The sequence below is a fragment of the Actinomadura terrae genome, from assembly GCF_022751215.1.
Taxonomy (GTDB): domain Bacteria; phylum Actinomycetota; class Actinomycetes; order Streptosporangiales; family Streptosporangiaceae; genus Spirillospora; species Spirillospora terrae.
Map to the genome: position 1 here is coordinate 1,499,299 of NZ_JAICDG010000002.1, position 17,121 is coordinate 1,516,419.

Genomic DNA, 17,121 nt, shown 5'->3' on the forward strand with positions numbered 1-17,121 from the left:
TTCAGTCCTGCGAGGCTTGCGAGACGCGGTCCTCGCGGGACAGCCGCCACAGCGCGCCGCAGCAGCCGAGCGTCAGGAACATCAGCGTCGCGACCATCGGGAAGCTGAACGCGTCGAACGTCCCGAACGACAGCAGCGCCACCGCCATCGACGCGGCGTAGCACTGCGCGAGGTGGGCGGTCTCGCGGTCCCCGCGGGCCAGGAAGGCGCGGCGCGCCGACCGGGCGAGGAACCAGCCCGACAGGATCACGGCGAGCAGCACCAGGACGCCGACGACGCCGGTCTCCACCAGCGACAGCAGGTACTGGTTGTCGAGAATCCGGTAGGTCTGCGGCAGGTACGTGCCGAAGCCCTGCCCGAACCAGGGCCGGTGCGCGAACGAGTCCCCGATCACGACGTAGTCGTTGGTGCGGGTGACCGTGCTGGAGTCCGAGCCGATGTCGGACACCAGCCCGGTCAGCGTGCCGATCAGCCCCGGCACCAGCGCGCGCAGCGCGACCATGAACACGCCCAGCACGAGTACCGCCGTGACCCGCCACACCACCGGCCAGATCGGCAGCACGACCAGGCACACCACCGCCAGCCCGAGGACGGCCGACCGCGACACCGTCATCGGCAGCACCAGCAGGATGATCGCGACCAGGAACCAGCGCCGCCCGCGCCGCCCCTCCCCGGCGTATACGGCGCCGTGCAGCGCGAGCGGCAGCAGCATCGCCATCACCACGCCGAACTCGATCGGGTGCGTGGCGGTCGCCATCGGCCGGTTGAACTCGTCGCGGCTGAGGAGCGAGGTGTAGGTCGTGCTCGTCGTCAGGCCCGGGAACGCCAGGTGCCCGGCGAGGTCGAAGCCGGTGAAGAACTGGAGGCAGCCGACGACCGCGATCGCGCCGCCGCCCGCCACGAGCCGCCGCCGCACGGCCTCCAACCGGTCCAGCCGCTCGATGCCGTCGGCGGCCAGCAGCGCGATCCCCGCCCACCCGGCGGTGAGGATCAGCCCCCGGTCGGCGGCGTTGGCCTCCAGGCCCGGCAGCGTCCGCTGCATCGCCGCCGCGTACGAGCCGAGCATCGCGCAGACGAACAGCACCATGGCCGCGCGGACGGGCTGGCGGCCCTGGATCGGCGACGTCCGTCCGACGATCATCGAACTGAGGTACCAGCACAGGCACAGCACGGCCATGATCCCGGCGGGGGTGCCCGCCGCGCCGAGCGGCCCCACGACGAACCGGGCGGGCACGACCGTGAGCATGAACACGAACACGCTGAGCACGGTGACGACGTCCACCCGGCCGAGCGGGGGACGTGTCGCGACCGGCCGGTCGTCCGGCGCCGTGAGCAGGGCCATCGGCGGCTAGGCGTCCGGCTCGGACATTTTGGTGGGCTCGGACCACCCCTGCCGCCGCGTCCCGTTGGTGCGGGGGGCCTGCGAGTCGAGCAGCCCGTAGGTGTCGGGCGTGTCGGACGCCGTGGACCTGGGTTCGCCCAGGGAGTCCGGCGGGGAGTCCGGTACGGCGTCGGGCTCGGCCGCGTCGGTGAGCTCCGACGTCCTGGGCGGCGCCGTGCGCACCGCACCCGAATCCCGGGGCGGGGTGCCCCGCCGCGCCGGGCGCGGCGCCGCCTCGCGGGTGGTGGGCTTGGGCGTCTCCAGCCGGTGCGGCCCGCTCGCGCGCGCCGCCTTCGGCGGGACGGTGCGGTCCGGGGGCGGCGCTCCGGCCCGCCCGCCCTCGCGGCCCCGGCGGCGGCGCTCGGACAGCACCTCGGCGAACAGCGGCACCGCCACGGTCACCGCGAGCCCGAGGAACAGCGTCATCACGACCAGGCGGATCTTGTCGGTGGACACCCGCGACGGCTGCGGGGTCGCGCTGATCACGTTCATCTTGATCTGCGCGCGCGGCGCCACGCTCTCCTGCGCCTGGAGCTTGGCCAGCCGCTCGGGGACGGTGCTGAGCAGCGCGTCGAGCGTCGCCTTGGTGCCGGCGGCGTCGGTGCCGCTGACCTCGATGGCCAGAACCGGTCCCGTCGAGTCGGGCGCCACCCCGACGATGTAGGTGGCGGTCCCGCCCTTCGCGCGGACGGCGGCGGCCGTCCGCGGGTCCATCATCTCCCGGCCGACGACCTCCGCGGTGACCGTGAGCGAGCTGTCGAAGACCAGCCACGGGTTGCCGCCCGCCTGCCGCGCCTGGACGGGCGAGGCGAGCAGCACCGCGGTCGCCTTCGCCTCGTACTTCCACGGCGTGACCAGGGCGATCGCGCCCGAGCCCGCCAGCGCCGCGAGGAGCAGCGGCACGGTCAGCCACCATCTCCTCAGCAGGGTCCCCACCCAGTCGAGCAGATCCACCGGTCTCCCCTCACGCGCCCGCCGTCCCTGTGACGGCCGTGCCCCCTCCACCGCCGTGCCCGTCACCTCGTGGCCACACCCGGCGAGCACGCCCGTACAGCGCCTCTCCCATGCCACGATGTCACGCAATCGTGGGACTGGAGCAGTTTGTGGCGATACGAGATTTCGTGGTCGCGCTGCGGCGCAACCCGCTGGTGACGATCCTCGCCGTGGTCTTGACGGCGCTGGCCCTGGTGCGCGTCGAACTGGCTCCGCCGCGCTACGAGGCGCGCACCGTCGTGACGTTCCTGACGCCGCCCTCGTCGTTCCCCCGCAACGTCTACGCGAGCTTCACGCCCGCGCTCGTCACGATGGCGGAGGTGTCGTCCCGCTGGCTCGACTCGGCGGACGGGCGGCGCGCCGTCCGCGCGGCGGGCGGCCGCGGCGGGTTCGAGGTCGCGCTCGCCAACCGGGGCAACCAGGAGCAGCCCATCCACGACCAGCCCTACCTCACCGTGCTCGTGAACGCGGGCAGCGCGGACGCGGCGCGCGGGACGCTGCTGAAGGTGCTCGGCGTGCTGCGCGACCGGCTGCGCGCCGTCCAGGTCGCGCAGGGCGCGCGGCCCGGCTCGTACATCTCCTGGCAGGTCGCGGCGGGCAGCGACCGGGCCGTGCCGGTGACCGGCCGGCCCTCCCGCGCGATCCTCGCGATCCTGCTGATCGGGACGCTCGGCGGGACGTGCGCCGCCGTCACCGCCGACCGCCGCCGGCGGAGGAGGAACGAGACGAGCGAGCCGAGCGGGACGAGCGCGCCCGCCCGGGCCTCCGCGCCCGCGTGACCTCGCGGGCCATCTCCCGCACCACCAGCACGACGAACGCGAAGTTCGTGGTGAAGTAGCGGGGCCCGAGCCGCATCGGCTCCTGGATGCAGCGGTACAGCCACTCCAGGCCGCGCCGCTGCCACCACTCCGGCGCGCGGCGCACCTCCCCGGCGAGGACGTCGAACGTCCCGCCGACGCCGTGCACGACCTGCGCGCCGGTCCGCGCCGACCAGTCCTGGACGAAGAACTCCTTCATCGGCGAGGAGACGCCGATGAACAGCAGGTCGGCGCGCGCCGCGCGGACCTCGTCGGCGACGCCGGGGGCCTCGGCGGTGGAGAAGTAGCCGTGCCGCGTCCCGGCCACGGTGAGGCCGGGGAAGCGGCGCATGACCTCGGCCACCGTCCGGTCGAGGACCTCCTGCCGGGCGCCGAGGAAGAACACCCGGTGGCCGCGCCGCTCCGCCTCGGGCAGCAGCGTCAGCATCAGGTCGATCCCCGCGACCCGCTCGGGCAGCGGCCGGCCCAGCAGCGCCGACGCCCACACGACCGACTGCCCGTCCGCGAGGACGAGGTCGCAGCCGAGCACGGCGCGGCTCAGCCGGGGGTCCTTGCGCAGCCGCACGATCTTCGCCGCGTTCAGCACGCCGATCGTGATCGGCGACCGTTCCTCGACCGCCTTGACGCAGCGGGCGACGGTCTCGTCGATGGTCAGCGGGTCCAGGTGGACGCCCAGGAAACGCCGACGGGTAGTTCCGGGGGGCGTGGGGGGTCGTCCCCCCACAAGAGACCGGTCCGGCTCGGAACGCTGCGCCTTCATCGTCACTCCCGTGCGGTGGGGGAGAGCCAGGTGTGCAGGAGCCACCCGAGCTCGTAGGGACGGCACTCCCGGTCGGTCGCGACCGGGGGGAACCTTCGGTCAAGGGAGCGGAACCGCAGGCCGGGACGCAGCCGCGTGGACGCCGCGCGCACACCCCGGACGACCTTGCGGGGATCGTCCCTGGCGACCTTGCGCCAGGTCATGACGGGCTCGCCGGGCTCCTCGCCCGGCAGCAGCGACGCGCCGGTCTCGGCCGGCCCGGTCAGCCACCGCACGCCCTTGGCGATCGCCGCGAGCCGCCCGTCCCCGCCCGCGTCGGCGAGGTCGAGCAGCGCCATCGGCGCCATCGCGTGCTGGTGGACGCTGTAGACGGGGTAGCCCTCGACGACCCCGCCGGTGCGGGCGTCGTAGTGCCACCACCACTGGCCCGCCGGGCCCTGCGCCGCGCAGATGCGCCCGGCCACCCGGTCCGCGGCCGCGAGCGAGCGGTCGTCGCCGGCCCTGGCCAGCGCCTGGACGGGGTAGACCTGGTCGGCGAAGCAGCCGACATGGGCGCGGTAGCGCGGGACGAGGCCCGTGCCGCCCACCTCGTGCGCGAACAGCGGCCGCTCTCCCAGCCCGGCGAGCAGCCGGTCGCGGGCGCGTTCGAGATGGGCCTTGACGCCGGACGCGGCGCCCGCGTCGCGCGCGGCCGCCAGCGCCGAGACCACCCACGCCGCGTCCACGGTGAAGACCGGCTGGTCTCCCCGCGGGTCGGCGGCGGTGAGCCGCGCGAGCACCGGCTCCAGCGCGCCGTGGCCGGTCTCGGCCGCGGCCCAGCAGATCAGGGCGATGTCGCCGAGCGAGGTGACCGCTTGGTCCCCGGTCTCCTCCAGCCGGGCGGCGAGCGCGTCGACCAGTTCGGCGACGGTGTCGCCGCCGAGCGCCAGCCGCTGGTCGTCCTCGGCCAGGAACGCCGCGCCGAGCGCGACGATGGCCGCGTAGCGGACGCTCGTCCCCGCGGGGCGGGCCGGGTCGCCGCGCATCGTGAAGACGAACCCGCCGTCCTCGCTGGTGCGCATCCTCGGCAGCCCCCGGACGGCGCGCCGCAGCAGCTCTTCGACCACGTCGCGGGCGGCGGGGTCGGTCTCGGCGAGGCGCCGCAGCCGGGGGCCGTCCGTGCGGGTCGCGGCGCCGCCGGTGCCGCTCATGAGCGCTTCACCGCGACGAGCGACTTGGTCAGCCCGGCGACGCGCTCCGGCAGGATCACCGAGCGCGGGAAGTAGGCGCGCATCTCGGTCCGGCTCAGCAGCTCCACCTCCAGGACGGAGCGCAGCGCCTCCGCCCGGTCGGCGGGCGGCGTGTGCACCAGCGGCCAGTGCCGGGCGACCGTGGCCCGCGCGGCGGCGGGCAGGAACTGCATGCCCGGGCACACCCAGTGCGGCTCGACCGGGAAGTAGCGGTAGGGCGTCTGGATCCAGTGCCGGTCGGCGAGCCGGTGCACCGCGTCCGCGAACATCTGGCGCCGCGCGTGCCCGCCGACGTGCTCCACCACCGAGTTCGAGATCACCAGGTCGTAGCTCCCCGCGAGGATCTCGGCCGGCAGCTCGCAGGCGTCGGCGTGGTCCGAGCGCAGCCAGGACGGCAGGTCCTCCGGCGGTTTCTCCAGGTTGACGATGTGCACCGACGCGGGACGGACGGGCGCGCGCCGCCACGCCTCCGCCGTGCCGCCGAGGTCGATGACGGCCATCGCCTCTAGCCCGGGAAAAGTCGCGCGCAGCCAGTCCCACCGGCGCGCCCGAAACCGCGCGCCGACAGAACCGGGCGCGTCCACGAATTGGTTGCGGAAAGCGTGCAGCCGACTCAACAGTTCACCCCGTCCAATGTCGCGCTCATTATTGGTCGGAACCGCGCTTGGAAAGCCAGGGTTCTCGGTGGCCGACTTTGGTCAAGGGGTGCGGGTAAACTTCCCGGGGGGTCACGGAGACGTGGTCTTGAAATCACGGTGGGTCGGTGCCCGCGCTGCACTGGTCCGGTCCACCGAACAGGGGGGAGGGCGATGCCGGGGCCATCCAGCCCCAGAATTCGGGCGAGTATTCAGCGGGTTACGGCCGGGGAGAAGGCGTCGGCGAGCACCAGGCGTGGCGCGCCCGAGCCGTCGGCCGGCACCGCCCACACGTCGGTGCCGCCCCTGCGCAGCAGCCCGTAGCCGACGGTCCGGTCGTCGAACCAGACGGCCTGGTCGTCCACCGAGGCGCGCTCGGCGAGCGCCGTCTCCCGCATCGTGCGCAGGTCCAGCACGTGCAGCCGCCACGGGTGCGCCGGGTCGCCGGTCGCCTTCTTGAACGCGAGCCGGGTGCCGTCCGGCGACAGCGAGGGGCACTCCAGGTTCGTCCGCAGGGTCCGCATCGTGCGAGTGCTCACCCGGCCCTCGACCAGGTACGTCCGGTCCCTGGTCCGCGCGGTCGCGTAGAAGCGGTCGTCGTCGCGGGTGAACGTGACGCCCCAGTAGTTCAGGTCGGCCGACCAGTTCCGCCGCCCGTCCTGGAGCAGCCTGAACTTCTCCAGGTCGAGCCACAGCCGCCCGGTCTTCCGATCGAAGATCCCGGTGCGCGTCGACAGGTTCTTGCTCTGGTAGTTGTGCCCCTCGACGAACGTGGTCCAGGAGATCATCCGCCCGCTCGCCGACACCTGCGCGCGGCTCGGCACGCCCTCGACCGGGAACAGGTGCGAGCGCCGCCCCTGCCCGTCCAGGACGACCGCGTAGGTCTGCGCGACGGCCTTGCGCTCGACCGTCAGGCACACGCCGACGCCGCCCGCGGTCTGCACGCGCACGCACGGCGTCTCGGTGATCGTGCGGCTGTCCGGGCTGGTCACGACCGGTGCGCCCGGCGTCCCCGCCAGCCGCACCGCGGCCAGCCGGCCCGCCGTAGGGCCGGTCCCGCCCTGCCGGAACAGCAGCTGGCCCGGCCTGCCGAGGTCCAGCGTCACCGCGCCGACCGGACGCGCCGGAGCGGCGCGGTGCCCGCCCTCGCCGGTTCCGCAGCCGCCCGCCAGTAAGGCGAGCATCGCGGCGGCCGCCACCACCGACGTGCGGGGGCGTGCATTACCGAAGATCGCTTTACCGGGGGTCGTCACGGCGTCAGGGTAGGTTCCGGTCACCCGTCCTTAGCTCACCCGACCGAATCCGGCCATCCTGACAAGGGCGGTTCACCGCGTCCTGTTATGGCCACACGCCACTGCCGTGCATTACCTTCCCTTTAACCGCGAGAACTGGCAGCTTAACTGTCGGGTCAGACCCGTATTCGTTCCTTGGAGGGGGAACGGAAGCGGTCTCGGGGAGGAGCGGGGGATGCCCGCATGAGTTTGGTCGATCGTCCTGAAACGACCGTGACACTACGGCCCGCACGACGATCGGGAGGTGCTCGCGGTTGGGTTTCCGATCATGTTCGTCTCGCTATTACTCTGGATTTCTGCTGTGCGCTGGCCGCCGGCGTGAGCGGCTTCGTCTTCCGGTTCGGTGACGACGCGGTCGCACCGCGTCCGGACGCGGTGCTCGCCGCCACGCTGCCGTTCATCTGGGTCGGCTGGGTCGCCGCCACCCGCGCCTACGAGGCGCGGTTCTTCGGCGCCGGCACCGAGGAGTACCGGCGCATCTTCGACGCCGGGATCAGCCTCACCGCCGCCGTCGCGATCCTGTCCTACGCCACGAAGGCCGAGGTCGCACGCGGGTTCGTGGTGTTCACGCTGCCCGTGGTGACGCTGCTCAGCCTGCTCGGCCGGTACCGGCTGCGCAAGCACCTGCACGGCCGCCGCGCCAAGGGCGAGTGCCTGCGCCGGGCCGTGGCCGTCGGCCACCGCCAGGCGGTGGCCGAACTCGTCCGCGAGTTCGGCCGGGCCCGCCACCACGGCATGCAGATCGTCGCCGTCTGCCTGCCCGACGACGGGGGGCCCACGCGCGTGGGCGGCGTCCCGGTCGCGGGCGGGATGGAGGAGGTGGCCGAGGTCGCTCGGCGCTGCCATGCCGACACGGTCGCCGTCCTCGCCTGCCCCGAGCTGGCCGGGGTCGAGCTGCGGCGGCTCGCGTGGCGGCTGGAGAAGACCGACACCGAACTGCTCGTCGCGTCCGCGCTGCTGGACATCGCGGGCCCGCGTACGTCGATCCGCCCCGTCGCGGGGCTGCCGCTGCTGCACGTCGAGCATCCGGAGCTGACCGGCACCCGGCGGGTGCTGAAGGCGCTGTTCGACCGGACGGCGGCGGCGGTCGCGCTGGTGCTGCTGAGCCCGCTGTGGGCGGTGATGGCGCTGCTCATCCGGTTGGACGACCCGGGCCCCGCGTTCTTCTCGCAGGTGCGCGTCGGCCTCGGCGGCCGGGTGTTCCGGATGCTGAAGTTCCGTACGATGGTCGTGGACGCCGAGAAGCGCCGCCGCGACCTCACCGACCCCGACCCGTCGCGCGGGGTGCTGTTCAAGCTCCGCGACGATCCGCGCGTCACCCGGCTCGGGTCGCGGCTGCGCCGCTGGTCGCTCGACGAGCTGCCGCAGCTCGTCAACGTGGTGCGCGGCGAGATGTCGCTGGTCGGCCCGCGCCCGCCGCTGCCCGACGAGGTGGAGCGCTACGGCGAGGACGTGTTCCGGCGCCTCGCGGTCAAGCCGGGCATGACCGGGCTGTGGCAGGTGAGCGGCCGGTCCGACCTGTCGTGGGAGGAGTCGGTGCGGCTCGACGTCCGGTACATCGAGAACTGGTCGCTGTTCCTGGACGTGCAGATCCTCTGGAAGACGCTCGCGGCCGTGACACGCGGCTCGGGAGCCTACTGACGGCCGCTCGGGCGGGGCCGCCCGACCGGCGGCCCCGGCCCGGCGGCGAAGGGAAGAGATGAGCATCTCGATCGCGCACGTGGTCGGCGCTCGGCCGAACCTGGTGAAGGCCGCCCCGGTCGTCGCCGCCCTCGGCGACCTGGACCAGAGCGTCCTGCACACGGGCCAGCACTACGACGAGCGCCTGTCGAAGGTGTTCTTCGACGAGCTGGGCCTGCCCGAACCCGACGTGAACCTCGGCGTCGGGTCGGGCGGGCACGCCGAGCAGACGGCGGCGGTCATGGTGGGGCTGGAACGCGAGTTCGTCCGCCGCGCCCCGGACCTCGTCGTCGTGTACGGCGACGTGAACTCGACGATCGCCGCCGCGCTGGTCGCGGCCAAGCTCCGCGTCCCGGTCGCCCATGTGGAGGCCGGGCTGCGCAGCTTCGACATGACGATGCCGGAAGAGGTGAACCGGCGGCTGACCGACCAGCTCTCCGACCTGTGCCTGGTCACCAGCCCCGAGGCGATCGGACATCTGGCGGCCGAGGGAATCCCGGTCGACCGCGCGCACCTGGTCGGCAACCCGATGATCGACACGCTGCTGGCCAACCTCGGCAAGTTCGACACCGGGAAGGTTCGCGCGGCCCACGGCCTGCCCGAGCGGTACGTGCTGGCGACGATGCACCGGCCCGCCAACGTGGACGCGCCCGAGACGGCCGCCGCGCTCGTCAGGCACCTGCACAGCGTCGCCGACCTCGCCGACGTGGTCATTCCCGTCCACCCGCGCGGGCGCGCGAACCTGATCGCCGCCGGGCTGGACGACCATCCGCGCGTCCACGTCCTGGAGCCGCTCGGCTACATCGACTTCATCGCGGCCGTGCGCGGCGCCGCCGCCGTCGTCACCGACTCCGGCGGGCTCCAGGAGGAGACGACGATGCTGCGGGTGCCGTGCCTGACCGTCCGCCCCAACACGGAACGGCCGATCACCATCACCCACGGCACCAACCGCCTCGTCACGTTCGAGGAACTGGTCCCCGCTGCCGGCAAGGCGCTGAGCGCACCGGAGCGGCACCACCTGTCCCTTGTGGGGGGACGACCCCCCACACCCCCCGGAACGGACCGAATGCCGCCGCTCTGGGACGGCCACGCCGGGGAGCGCATCGCCGGCGTCATCCGCGACTGGACGGGGGCCGCGTGATGGACCTCGTCGTGATCGGCCTCGGCTACGTGGGCCTCCCGCTCGTGCGGGCGGCGTGCCGGGCCGGGCTGCGGACCGGCGGCCTCGACCTCGACGCCCGCGTGGTGGACGGCCTGCGCGCCGGACGCTCGCACGTCGACGACGTCGCGCCCGCCGAGGTCGCCGAGATGCTCGGCCAGGGCTTCGAGCCGAGCGCGGACGAGCGCGTTCTCGATGGCGCGCGGACGGTGGTGATCTGCGTTCCGACCCCGCTGTCGACCGAGGGCGGGCCGGACCTGACCGCCGTCCGCGGCGCCGCCGAGACCGTCGCCCGGCACCTGGAGCCCGGCATGCTGGTGGTGCTGGAGTCCACCACCTACCCCGGCACCACCGACGAGGTCGTCCGCCCCATCCTGGAGAAATCCGGCCTGATCGCGGGCGAGGAGTTCCACCTGGCCTTCTCACCCGAGCGCATCGACCCGGGCAACCCCGTCTACGGCATCCGGAACACCCCGAAGATCGTCGGCGGTTTCAGCCCGGCGTGCGCCTCCGCTGCCGCCGCGTTCTACGGCAAGTTCGTCGATCAGGTGGTGGAGGCCAAGGGCACCCGCGAGGCCGAGATGGCCAAGCTGCTGGAGAACACCTACCGGCACGTCAACATCGCACTCGTCAACGAGATGGCCGTGTTCTGCGACGAACTCGGCATCGACCTGTGGGACGCGATCGACTGCGCCGCCACCAAGCCGTTCGGGTTCCAGGCCTTCCGCCCCGGCCCCGGCGTGGGCGGCCACTGCATCCCGATCGACCCGAACTACCTGTCGTACAAGGTGCGCTCGCTCGGCTACCCGTTCCGCTTCGTGGAACTCGCGCAGGAGATCAACGACCGGATGCCCCGGTACGTCGTCGAACGCGCGCAGCAGCTCCTCAACCGCGAGGGCCGGGCCCTGAAAGGCGCGAAGGTGCTGCTGCTCGGCGTCACCTACAAGGCCGACATCGCCGACCAGCGCGAATCCCCGGCCCGCCCCGTCGCCCGCCGCCTGGCCCGCCTGGGCGCCGACCTCAGCTTCCACGACCCGCACGTCGCGTCCTGGCGGGTGGACGGCGCCGACGTCCCGCGCGCCGCCGACCTGCCCGCCGCGCTGGAGGGCGCCGACCTGACGATCGTCCTCACCGGGCACCGCGGCTACGACGGCACGACGCTCGCCCGCCACGCGCGCCTGCTCTTCGACGCCGTCGGCCACACCCGCGGGGACCCGGGCCCGGCGACCGAGCTCCTCTGACGTCCGCATCCGGCTACACCAGCGGGAGCCGGATGCGGACGACCGTCCCGCCGCCCGGCGCGGCCTCCAGCGCGACCTCGCCGCCGTGCGCCGCCACCACGGCCGCCACGATCGACAGGCCGAGCCCGGAACCGCCCCGGCCGTGCGAGCGCGACGGGTCCGCCCGGTAGAAGCGCTCGAAGGCGCGGGCGCGCTGCTCGGCGGTGAGGCCGGGCCCCGCGTCCTCGACCTCCAGCACCGCGCCGCCGTCCCGCACGCCGTACCGCACGACCGCCGGGGTGCCCTCGGGGGTGTGGTGGCGGACGTTGGCCAGCAGGTTCGCCAGCACCTGGCGGAGCCGGTCGGCGTCGCCGCGCACCGCGAGCGGGCCCTCGCCTTCGAGCGCGACCGGATGCTCCGGCGCGACGGCGCGCGCGTCCGCCACCGCGTCCCCGGCGAGCGCGCCGAGGTCGACGGGCCCGTGCTCCAGCGCCCGGCCCTGGTCGAGCCGGGCGAGCAGGAGCAGCTCGTCCACGAGCACGCCCATCCGCTCGGCCTCGGACTCGATGCGCGCCATCGCCTTGGCGAGGTCCTCGGGACGCCCCGCCGCGCCGCGCCGGAACAGCTCCGCGTAGCCCCGGATCGTCGCGACCGGGGTGCGCAGCTCGTGCGAGGCGTCGGCGACGAAGCGGCGCAGCCGGTCCTCGGCGGCCCGCCGCTCCCGGAACGCGGCCTCGATCTGGGCGAGCATCCCGTTGAGCGCCCGGCCGAGCCGCCCGACCTCGGTCCGCCGGTCGGCCCGCTCCACCCGCCGGGTGAGGTCGCCCGCGCCGATGGCGGCGGCCGTCGCGCCGAACTGCTCCAGCGGACGCAGCCCGCGCTTGACCGCCAGCCCGGCCACGAGCGCCACCCCGAGCAGGGCCAGCAGCCCGAACACGGTCATCGAGCCCGCGGTGCGGCCCTCCAGCTCCTCCGACTCGGCGTTCTGGACGCCGATCACCAGGAAGCGCGTGTGGGGGGCCGCCCCGGCGGGCCCCGGCAGCCAGGCGACCCGGACGCGGAAGCCCGAGTCGCCGCCGACCGTGCGGAACCGCTCGCCGTCGGGATTGCCGTCCGTCGCGCGCGCCGGGGCCAGGTCGCCGGGCAGTTCGGGGACCGGCCCGTAGGTGACGCTCTGGAGGACCCTGCCGTCCGCCGCCCGGATCTGGAACAGCGACGGGATGGCGCCCTCGGCCGCCAGGACGCGCCACAGCGCCGTCACGTCGTCCGGGACGGCCGCGGTCCGGAGCGCCTCCCGCGACCCGATCACGGCCTCGGCGCGCCTGCCGGGCGAGGTGAGCATGCGTTCGTCCCGCCCGGACGTCCAGTCGCGCACCGCCGCGAACGTCGCCAGCCCGGCGAGGAGGAGGCCGAGTGCCGCCAGGGCCACCGAGGACAGGATGAGCCGTCTGCGCAGTGACACGTCCGTGAGTCTCCCGTCGCGGTCCGGCCTGGGGCTGTGCGGACTCTTAGAGAACCGTGTGAGTCAGGATTCCCTGCGTTCTCTATGAACGCGCGGACGGCGGCCGAAGAGCCGTCCGACTGACTTGCCTCATGGAAACATTCTCCAGGTTCGTGCTACGGCACAAGTTGTTCGTGGCCGTGGTCTGGCTCGCCGCCACGGCCGCCGGAGCCTTCGCGGTGACGCAGGTCGGCGACCGCCTCGTCGAGGACTTCGCGCCCGCGGGTTCGGCCGCGCGCGACGCCAACCGGGCCATCGACGCCACCTACCGCAGCGGGGGCGAGAGCGCGCCCACGGTGCCGGTCATCGTCCTGCCCGAGGGCAGGACCGTGGACGACCCGGCCGTGCGGTCCGCGCTGGGCGCCGCGTTCCAGAACGCCGCGAAGCGGCTGGACGCCCGCGTCGTCTCCTACGCCGACACCGGCGACCGGCGCTTCGTCGGCGCCGACGGCCGGACGACCTTCGGCCTCGTCTATCCGCGCCATCCCGCCGGCGAGCCGGTGGACGAGGCGCCCGACCTCAGTAAGCCCCTCGCACAGATCATCGAACCGTCCCTACCGGCGGGCTCCACCCTGCGGGTGACGGGGATGGACCTGCTGGCGGACGGCGCGGGCGAGGAGGGCGTCAGCGTCCTCACCGAGACGCTCGTCGGCGGTGTCGGCGCGCTGCTGGTGCTCGCGTTCGTGTTCGGCTCGTTCCTCGCGCTCGTCCCGCTGCTGATCGCCGTCGTGTCCATCCTCGGCTCGTTCCTCGCCGTGTACGGGTTGACCGAGCTCGGCGAGGTCAACTTCCTCGTGCAGTTCGTGGTCGCGCTGATCGGCCTCGGCGTCGCCGTCGACTACTCCCTGCTGCTGGTGACCCGCTGGCGGGAGGAGCGCGCCCGCGGCCAGGGCGGCGAGGAGGCCGTCCACCGCGCCATGGCCACCGCCGGACGCTCGGTGGTGTTCAGCGGCGTCGCGGTCAGTATCGGGCTGATCGTCATGCTGGTGCTGCCGGTCCCGTTCCTGCGCAGCATCGCCTACGGAGGTGTGATCATCCCGTCCGTCAGCGTCCTGGCGACGCTGACGCTGCTGCCGATCATCCTCGCCACCGCCGGGTCGCGCCTCGACTGGCCCCGGCTGCGCAAGGACTCGCACGCGAGCCGCGCCTGGGCGGCGTGGACCCGCGGCGTCGTCCGGTTCCGCTTCCCGGCCGCGCTGGGCGCGATCGCGGTGCTGGTCGCGCTGGCGCTCGGCGGCCTGAACATCCACCTCGGCGAGGCGGGCAGCAGCGCGGGCGCCAGGAGCGGACCCGCCCACGACGGGCTCGTCGCGCTGCGATCGGCGGGCATCGGCTCGGGAGTCCTCACCCCGGTCGACGTGCTCGTCCCGCCGGGGGGCACGCCCGCGTCGGCGGCCTCGCGGCTCGCGGACGTGGCGGGCGTGCGGACGGCCGTCGCGCCGTCCGGCGAGGCGTGGCGGCAGGGCGGATCGGCGCTGCTCTCGGTGATCCCGGTGGACGAGGGCGGTACCAACGCAGGCCACGACACCGTCCGGCGGATCCGCGAAGCGGTGCCGCCCGGCGCCCACGTGGGCGGCGAGGCGGCGAGCGACATCGACTTCGTCGACCAGGTCTACGGCGTGTTCCCCTGGCTGCTCGGCCTGATCGCGCTGCTCACGTTCGTGCTGCTGGCGCGGGCGTTCCGGTCGCTGGTGCTGCCGCTCAAGGCCGTCGCGCTGAACCTGCTGTCGCTCGCCGCGGCGCTCGGCTCGGTCACGCTGATCTGGCAGGAGGGGCACGGCAGCGACGCGGTCTGGGGGGTCCCCGCCACCGGCGCGATCGGCGCGTTCATCCCGTGCCTGATCTTCGCGTTCCTGTACGGGCTGTCGATGGACTACGAGGTGTTCATCCTCGCCCGCATCCGCGAGGAGTACGAGCGCACCGGCTCCACCGAGGAGGCGATCGTGGAGGGCCTCGGCCGGACGGGACGCCTCGTCACCAGCGCCGCGCTGATCCTCTGCCTGGCGTTCGCCTCGATGGCCGCCGCGCCGATGACCGAGGTCAAGGTCTTCGCCACCGGCCTCGGCCTCGGCATTCTGCTGGACGCCACGATCGTCCGCGGCGTCCTCGTGCCCGCGCTGATCGCGATGTTCGGCGACTGGAACTGGTGGCTGCCCGGCTGGGCCGCGCGGCTCCTGCGGGTCGCGCCGTCCGGCCCTGCCTCCATTGGCGCCGCCGGTCAGCCGTCCTTCGGGAGCCGCAGCACGTAGCCGACGCGCGGGATCGTGTGGATCAGCGGCGGCTCGACCGCGTCGACCTTGCGGCGCAGGTAGCTGACGTAGGTCTGCACGACCCCGTCGCTGCCGCCGTGGTCGTGGTTCCACACGTGGTCGAGGATCTGCCGCTTGCTCAGCACCCGGCCCGCGTTGACGACGAGGTAGCGCAGCAGGCGGAACTCGGTCGGCGTGAGGTCGAGCGGCGCGTCCCCGCGGCGCACCTCGTAGGCGTCCTCGTCGATGACGAGGTCGGCGAACGCCAGCCGCGCCTCCGCCGGCCGCGCGCCGCTCGTCCGGCGCAGCACGGTCCGGACGCGGGCGATCAGCTCCTCCAGGCTGAACGGCTTGGTGACGTAGTCGTCGCCGCCCGCGGTCAGCCCGGCGATCTTGTCCTCGGTGGCGTCCCGCGCGGTGAGGAAGACGACCGGTGCCGCGCGTCCCTCGCGCCGCAGCCGGTGGCACAGGTCCAGGCCCGAGCCGTCCGGGAGCATGACGTCGAGCACGATCAGGTCCGGACGGAAGCCGGTGACCCGCGCGGCCGTCTCGGCGCACGTCCCGGCGGTCTCGGCGGTGTACCCCTCGTATCGCAGCGCCGTGGCGACCAGGTCGGCGAGGTAGGGCTCGTCGTCCACGACGAGGACGCGCTCTGCGGGCTGGTTCATGGGGCCAAGTGTGAACCAGGGAGCTTAGAGAACGCAGGGAACGCCCTGCGGCGGGCCGGCCCGCCCTTGGCCCTCGTTCCGCCCGTGAGGACCAAGGGCGCTGCCGGGCGCGGGGCTCAGTTCCGCCTGGCCTGGCCGATCACGCCGCACGCGAAGCGGCCGCCCGCGTCGCCCGTGGCGAGGGACGCGGTGTCGGGCCCCTTCTTGCCGTCCGCGGTGGCGTAGCGGTCGGGGATGTTGGCGTGGTTGTCGGGCAGCGCGTGGATGATGATCGCGCTGCCGTCGGCGTCCAGGAGGTGCTTGGCCTGGAAGCGGTCGGTGACGGTCTCGCCGGAGCCCTTCCCGCTCTCGTCGATCAGCAGCGTCGGCAGGTCGCCGGAGTGCGAGGGGTGGGTGTGGGCGGGGTCGAGGTTCAGGTGGCCGCCCGCGGTGAAGAACGGGCTGACCTTGCCGGTGTTGGGGTCGACGGCCTCGGGGTCGCACTTGCCGGTCGTGTGGACGTGGAAGCCGTGGAAGCCGGGCGGCAGGTTCCACGCCCGGACGGTCAGCTTCTCGTGGGTCGGGCCCTGGTCGGCGACGGTGAGCGCGCCGACGACGTTGCCCTTGACGTCGCGGATCTGGGCGGTGAGGGCGCGGTGTCCGCCGTCGGTGGCGGCGTTGACGGCGGCGGAGACCGCGACCGTCCCCGCCAGCCCGCCGACCGTGGCCAGCACCGTGAGATGGGCGACCGAAAGGATCTTCTTCATGTCCGTCCCTTTCCGGATGGGCGGGCAACTGCGGCAAGGCGCCCGCCGGGGCCCTTGGTAGCGCGGCAGGCCCTGTGGCGCAAGGGTTCCGGCGATTCGGGCAGGCAAGGAACAGCGGTTGGCAGCGAGGGTCAGAACGCAGGTGAAGGGGTCTGGTCTTATCCACAAATTAATAGGAAACTTACCTATCGGATCGGCCCCACCCCTGTCCCCGCCAAACGGGAGCCAACGATGTCCGTCAGGACCCACCCCACGTCCCACGCCCCCCGCACAGCCTCCCATTCCCGCCCGTACGTCCTCGCCGTAGGACGGTTGTTCCTGGCCTGGATCTTCCTCTGGGCCTTCCTCGACAAGACCTTCGGCTTCGGCAAGCCGACCAAGTCCGGCTGGCTGGACGGGACCTCCCCGTCCAAGGGCTTCCTCAGCCACACCGAAGGCCCGTTCAAGGGCATGTTCCACTCCATGGCAGGTCAGACCTGGGTCGACGCGGCCTTCGTGTTCGGCCTCGGCGGTCTCGGGATCGCGCTGACCCTCGGCATCTGCCTGCGCATCGCCGCGGCGGGTGGAACGCTCCTGCTGCTCAACCTGTGGGCCGCCTCGCTGTGGCCCGAGGCCAACCCGTTCATGGACGAGCACTGGATCTACGCGGCCCTGCTCATCGCGGCCGCGGCGGCCAACGCCGGTGACGTCCTCGGCCTCGGGGGCCCCTGGTCCCGGACGGCCCTCGTCCGCCGTTACCCGTTCCTGCGCTGAGGCCGCCTCCCCGCGCTGATTTTCAGCGTTGAGCCAA

General features: G+C 73.6%; 15 protein-coding genes. 6 read left to right on the forward strand and 9 right to left on the reverse strand.

From position 1 onward, the window contains the following. Nucleotide 1: 1 nt before the first annotated feature. Together K2F47_RS16890 and K2F47_RS16895 are read right to left on the reverse strand one after the other, a co-directional pair. On the reverse strand, nt 2-1,342 hold the full coding sequence (locus K2F47_RS16890; protein WP_242904279.1) for an O-antigen ligase family protein: 1,341 nt from the start codon (nt 1,340-1,342) through the stop codon (nt 2-4). Between the two features lie 6 nt (nt 1,343-1,348). Further along, the gene (locus K2F47_RS16895) at nt 1,349-2,335 is read right to left on the reverse strand and encodes a hypothetical protein (RefSeq protein WP_242904281.1); all 987 of its coding nucleotides are present in this window, start codon (nt 2,333-2,335) and stop codon (nt 1,349-1,351) included. Nucleotides 2,336-2,484: 149 nt separating this feature from the next. On the opposite strand from K2F47_RS16895, the gene K2F47_RS16900 reads away from it, so the two are divergent. Next, a complete protein-coding gene (locus K2F47_RS16900) occupies nt 2,485-3,153 on the forward strand; it encodes a hypothetical protein (protein WP_242904283.1) in 669 nt (222 codons plus the stop codon). On the opposite strand, the gene K2F47_RS16905 is transcribed toward K2F47_RS16900, so the two are convergent. The 4 genes from K2F47_RS16905 to K2F47_RS16920 form a co-directional block, all read right to left on the reverse strand. Beyond that, entirely contained in the window at nt 3,065-3,952 is an 888-nt protein-coding gene (locus tag K2F47_RS16905) for a WecB/TagA/CpsF family glycosyltransferase (protein ID WP_242904285.1), read from the reverse strand. The genes K2F47_RS16900 and K2F47_RS16905 overlap by 89 nt on opposite strands. Nucleotides 3,953-3,954: 2 nt before the next feature. Continuing rightward, complete coding sequence (locus K2F47_RS16910; RefSeq protein WP_242904287.1) at nt 3,955-5,142, reverse strand: hypothetical protein; 1,188 nt, start codon at nt 5,140-5,142, stop codon at nt 3,955-3,957. After that, nucleotides 5,139-5,798, reverse strand: coding sequence for a class I SAM-dependent methyltransferase (locus K2F47_RS16915; protein WP_242904289.1), 660 nt, complete (start codon nt 5,796-5,798; stop codon nt 5,139-5,141). Before K2F47_RS16915 ends, K2F47_RS16910 begins: the two co-directional genes overlap by 4 nt. A 230-nt stretch (nt 5,799-6,028) precedes the next feature. After that, nucleotides 6,029-7,069, reverse strand: a complete 1,041-nt coding sequence (locus K2F47_RS16920) for a TolB family protein (RefSeq protein WP_242904291.1) — start codon at nt 7,067-7,069, stop codon at nt 6,029-6,031. Nucleotides 7,070-7,291: 222 nt separating this feature from the next. Between K2F47_RS16920 and K2F47_RS16925 the strand changes: the two genes are divergently transcribed. From K2F47_RS16925 to K2F47_RS16935, 3 genes are read left to right on the forward strand one after another with little or no spacing between them, the layout of a single operon-like run. Next, entirely contained in the window at nt 7,292-8,749 is a 1,458-nt protein-coding gene (locus tag K2F47_RS16925; protein WP_272496924.1) for a sugar transferase, read from the forward strand. 58 nt (nt 8,750-8,807) lie between these two features. Next, the gene (gene wecB, locus K2F47_RS16930) at nt 8,808-9,929 is read left to right on the forward strand and encodes a non-hydrolyzing UDP-N-acetylglucosamine 2-epimerase (protein ID WP_242904293.1); all 1,122 of its coding nucleotides are present in this window, start codon (nt 8,808-8,810) and stop codon (nt 9,927-9,929) included. Then, complete coding sequence (locus tag K2F47_RS16935) at nt 9,929-11,188, forward strand: nucleotide sugar dehydrogenase (RefSeq protein WP_242904300.1); 1,260 nt, start codon at nt 9,929-9,931, stop codon at nt 11,186-11,188. The genes wecB and K2F47_RS16935 overlap by 1 nt, the downstream gene beginning before the upstream one ends. Nucleotides 11,189-11,201: 13 nt before the next feature. On the opposite strand, the gene K2F47_RS40740 is transcribed toward K2F47_RS16935, so the two are convergent. Further along, nucleotides 11,202-12,629, reverse strand: a complete 1,428-nt coding sequence (locus tag K2F47_RS40740; protein ID WP_308198420.1) for a sensor histidine kinase — start codon at nt 12,627-12,629, stop codon at nt 11,202-11,204. Nucleotides 12,630-12,781: 152 nt separating this feature from the next. Here K2F47_RS40740 and K2F47_RS16945 point away from each other — a divergent pair, with 152 nt between their 5' ends. Next, nucleotides 12,782-14,917 carry an MMPL family transporter gene (locus K2F47_RS16945; RefSeq protein ID WP_242904314.1) on the forward strand — a complete coding sequence of 712 codons (2,136 nt, stop codon included), beginning with the start codon at nt 12,782-12,784 and terminating at the stop codon, nt 14,915-14,917. Here the strand turns inward: K2F47_RS16945 and K2F47_RS16950 are convergent. Together K2F47_RS16950 and K2F47_RS16955 are read right to left on the reverse strand one after the other, a co-directional pair. Beyond that, entirely contained in the window at nt 14,887-15,585 is a 699-nt protein-coding gene (locus K2F47_RS16950) for a response regulator transcription factor (RefSeq protein WP_242904316.1), read from the reverse strand. The two genes, K2F47_RS16945 and K2F47_RS16950, sit on opposite strands and share 31 nt — an antisense overlap. 116 nt (nt 15,586-15,701) lie before the next feature. Continuing rightward, nucleotides 15,702-16,331: a superoxide dismutase family protein gene (locus K2F47_RS16955; protein ID WP_242904318.1), complete on the reverse strand. Its 630-nt coding sequence runs from the start codon at nt 16,329-16,331 to the stop codon at nt 15,702-15,704. A gap of 231 nt (nt 16,332-16,562) precedes the next feature. Between K2F47_RS16955 and K2F47_RS16960 the strand changes: the two genes are divergently transcribed. After that, the gene (locus K2F47_RS16960; protein ID WP_242904320.1) at nt 16,563-17,084 is read left to right on the forward strand and encodes a DoxX family membrane protein; all 522 of its coding nucleotides are present in this window, start codon (nt 16,563-16,565) and stop codon (nt 17,082-17,084) included. The last annotated feature ends 37 nt before the right edge of the window (nt 17,085-17,121 follow it).

Coding starts and splice junctions, on each gene's coding strand:
- K2F47_RS16890 (WP_242904279.1), bottom strand. CDS start 1,342: ATGGCCCTGCTCACGGCGCCGGACGACCGGCCGGTCGCGACACGTCCC.
- K2F47_RS16905 (WP_242904285.1), bottom strand. CDS start 3,952: ATGAAGGCGCAGCGTTCCGAGCCGGACCGGTCTCTTGTGGGGGGACGA.
- K2F47_RS16910 (WP_242904287.1), bottom strand. CDS start 5,142: ATGAGCGGCACCGGCGGCGCCGCGACCCGCACGGACGGCCCCCGGCTG.
- K2F47_RS16925 (WP_272496924.1), top strand. CDS start 7,292: ATGAGTTTGGTCGATCGTCCTGAAACGACCGTGACACTACGGCCCGCA.
- wecB (WP_242904293.1), top strand. CDS start 8,808: ATGAGCATCTCGATCGCGCACGTGGTCGGCGCTCGGCCGAACCTGGTG.
- K2F47_RS16935 (WP_242904300.1), top strand. CDS start 9,929: ATGGACCTCGTCGTGATCGGCCTCGGCTACGTGGGCCTCCCGCTCGTG.
- K2F47_RS16950 (WP_242904316.1), bottom strand. CDS start 15,585: ATGAACCAGCCCGCAGAGCGCGTCCTCGTCGTGGACGACGAGCCCTAC.
- K2F47_RS16955 (WP_242904318.1), bottom strand. CDS start 16,331: ATGAAGAAGATCCTTTCGGTCGCCCATCTCACGGTGCTGGCCACGGTC.
- K2F47_RS16960 (WP_242904320.1), top strand. CDS start 16,563: ATGTCCGTCAGGACCCACCCCACGTCCCACGCCCCCCGCACAGCCTCC.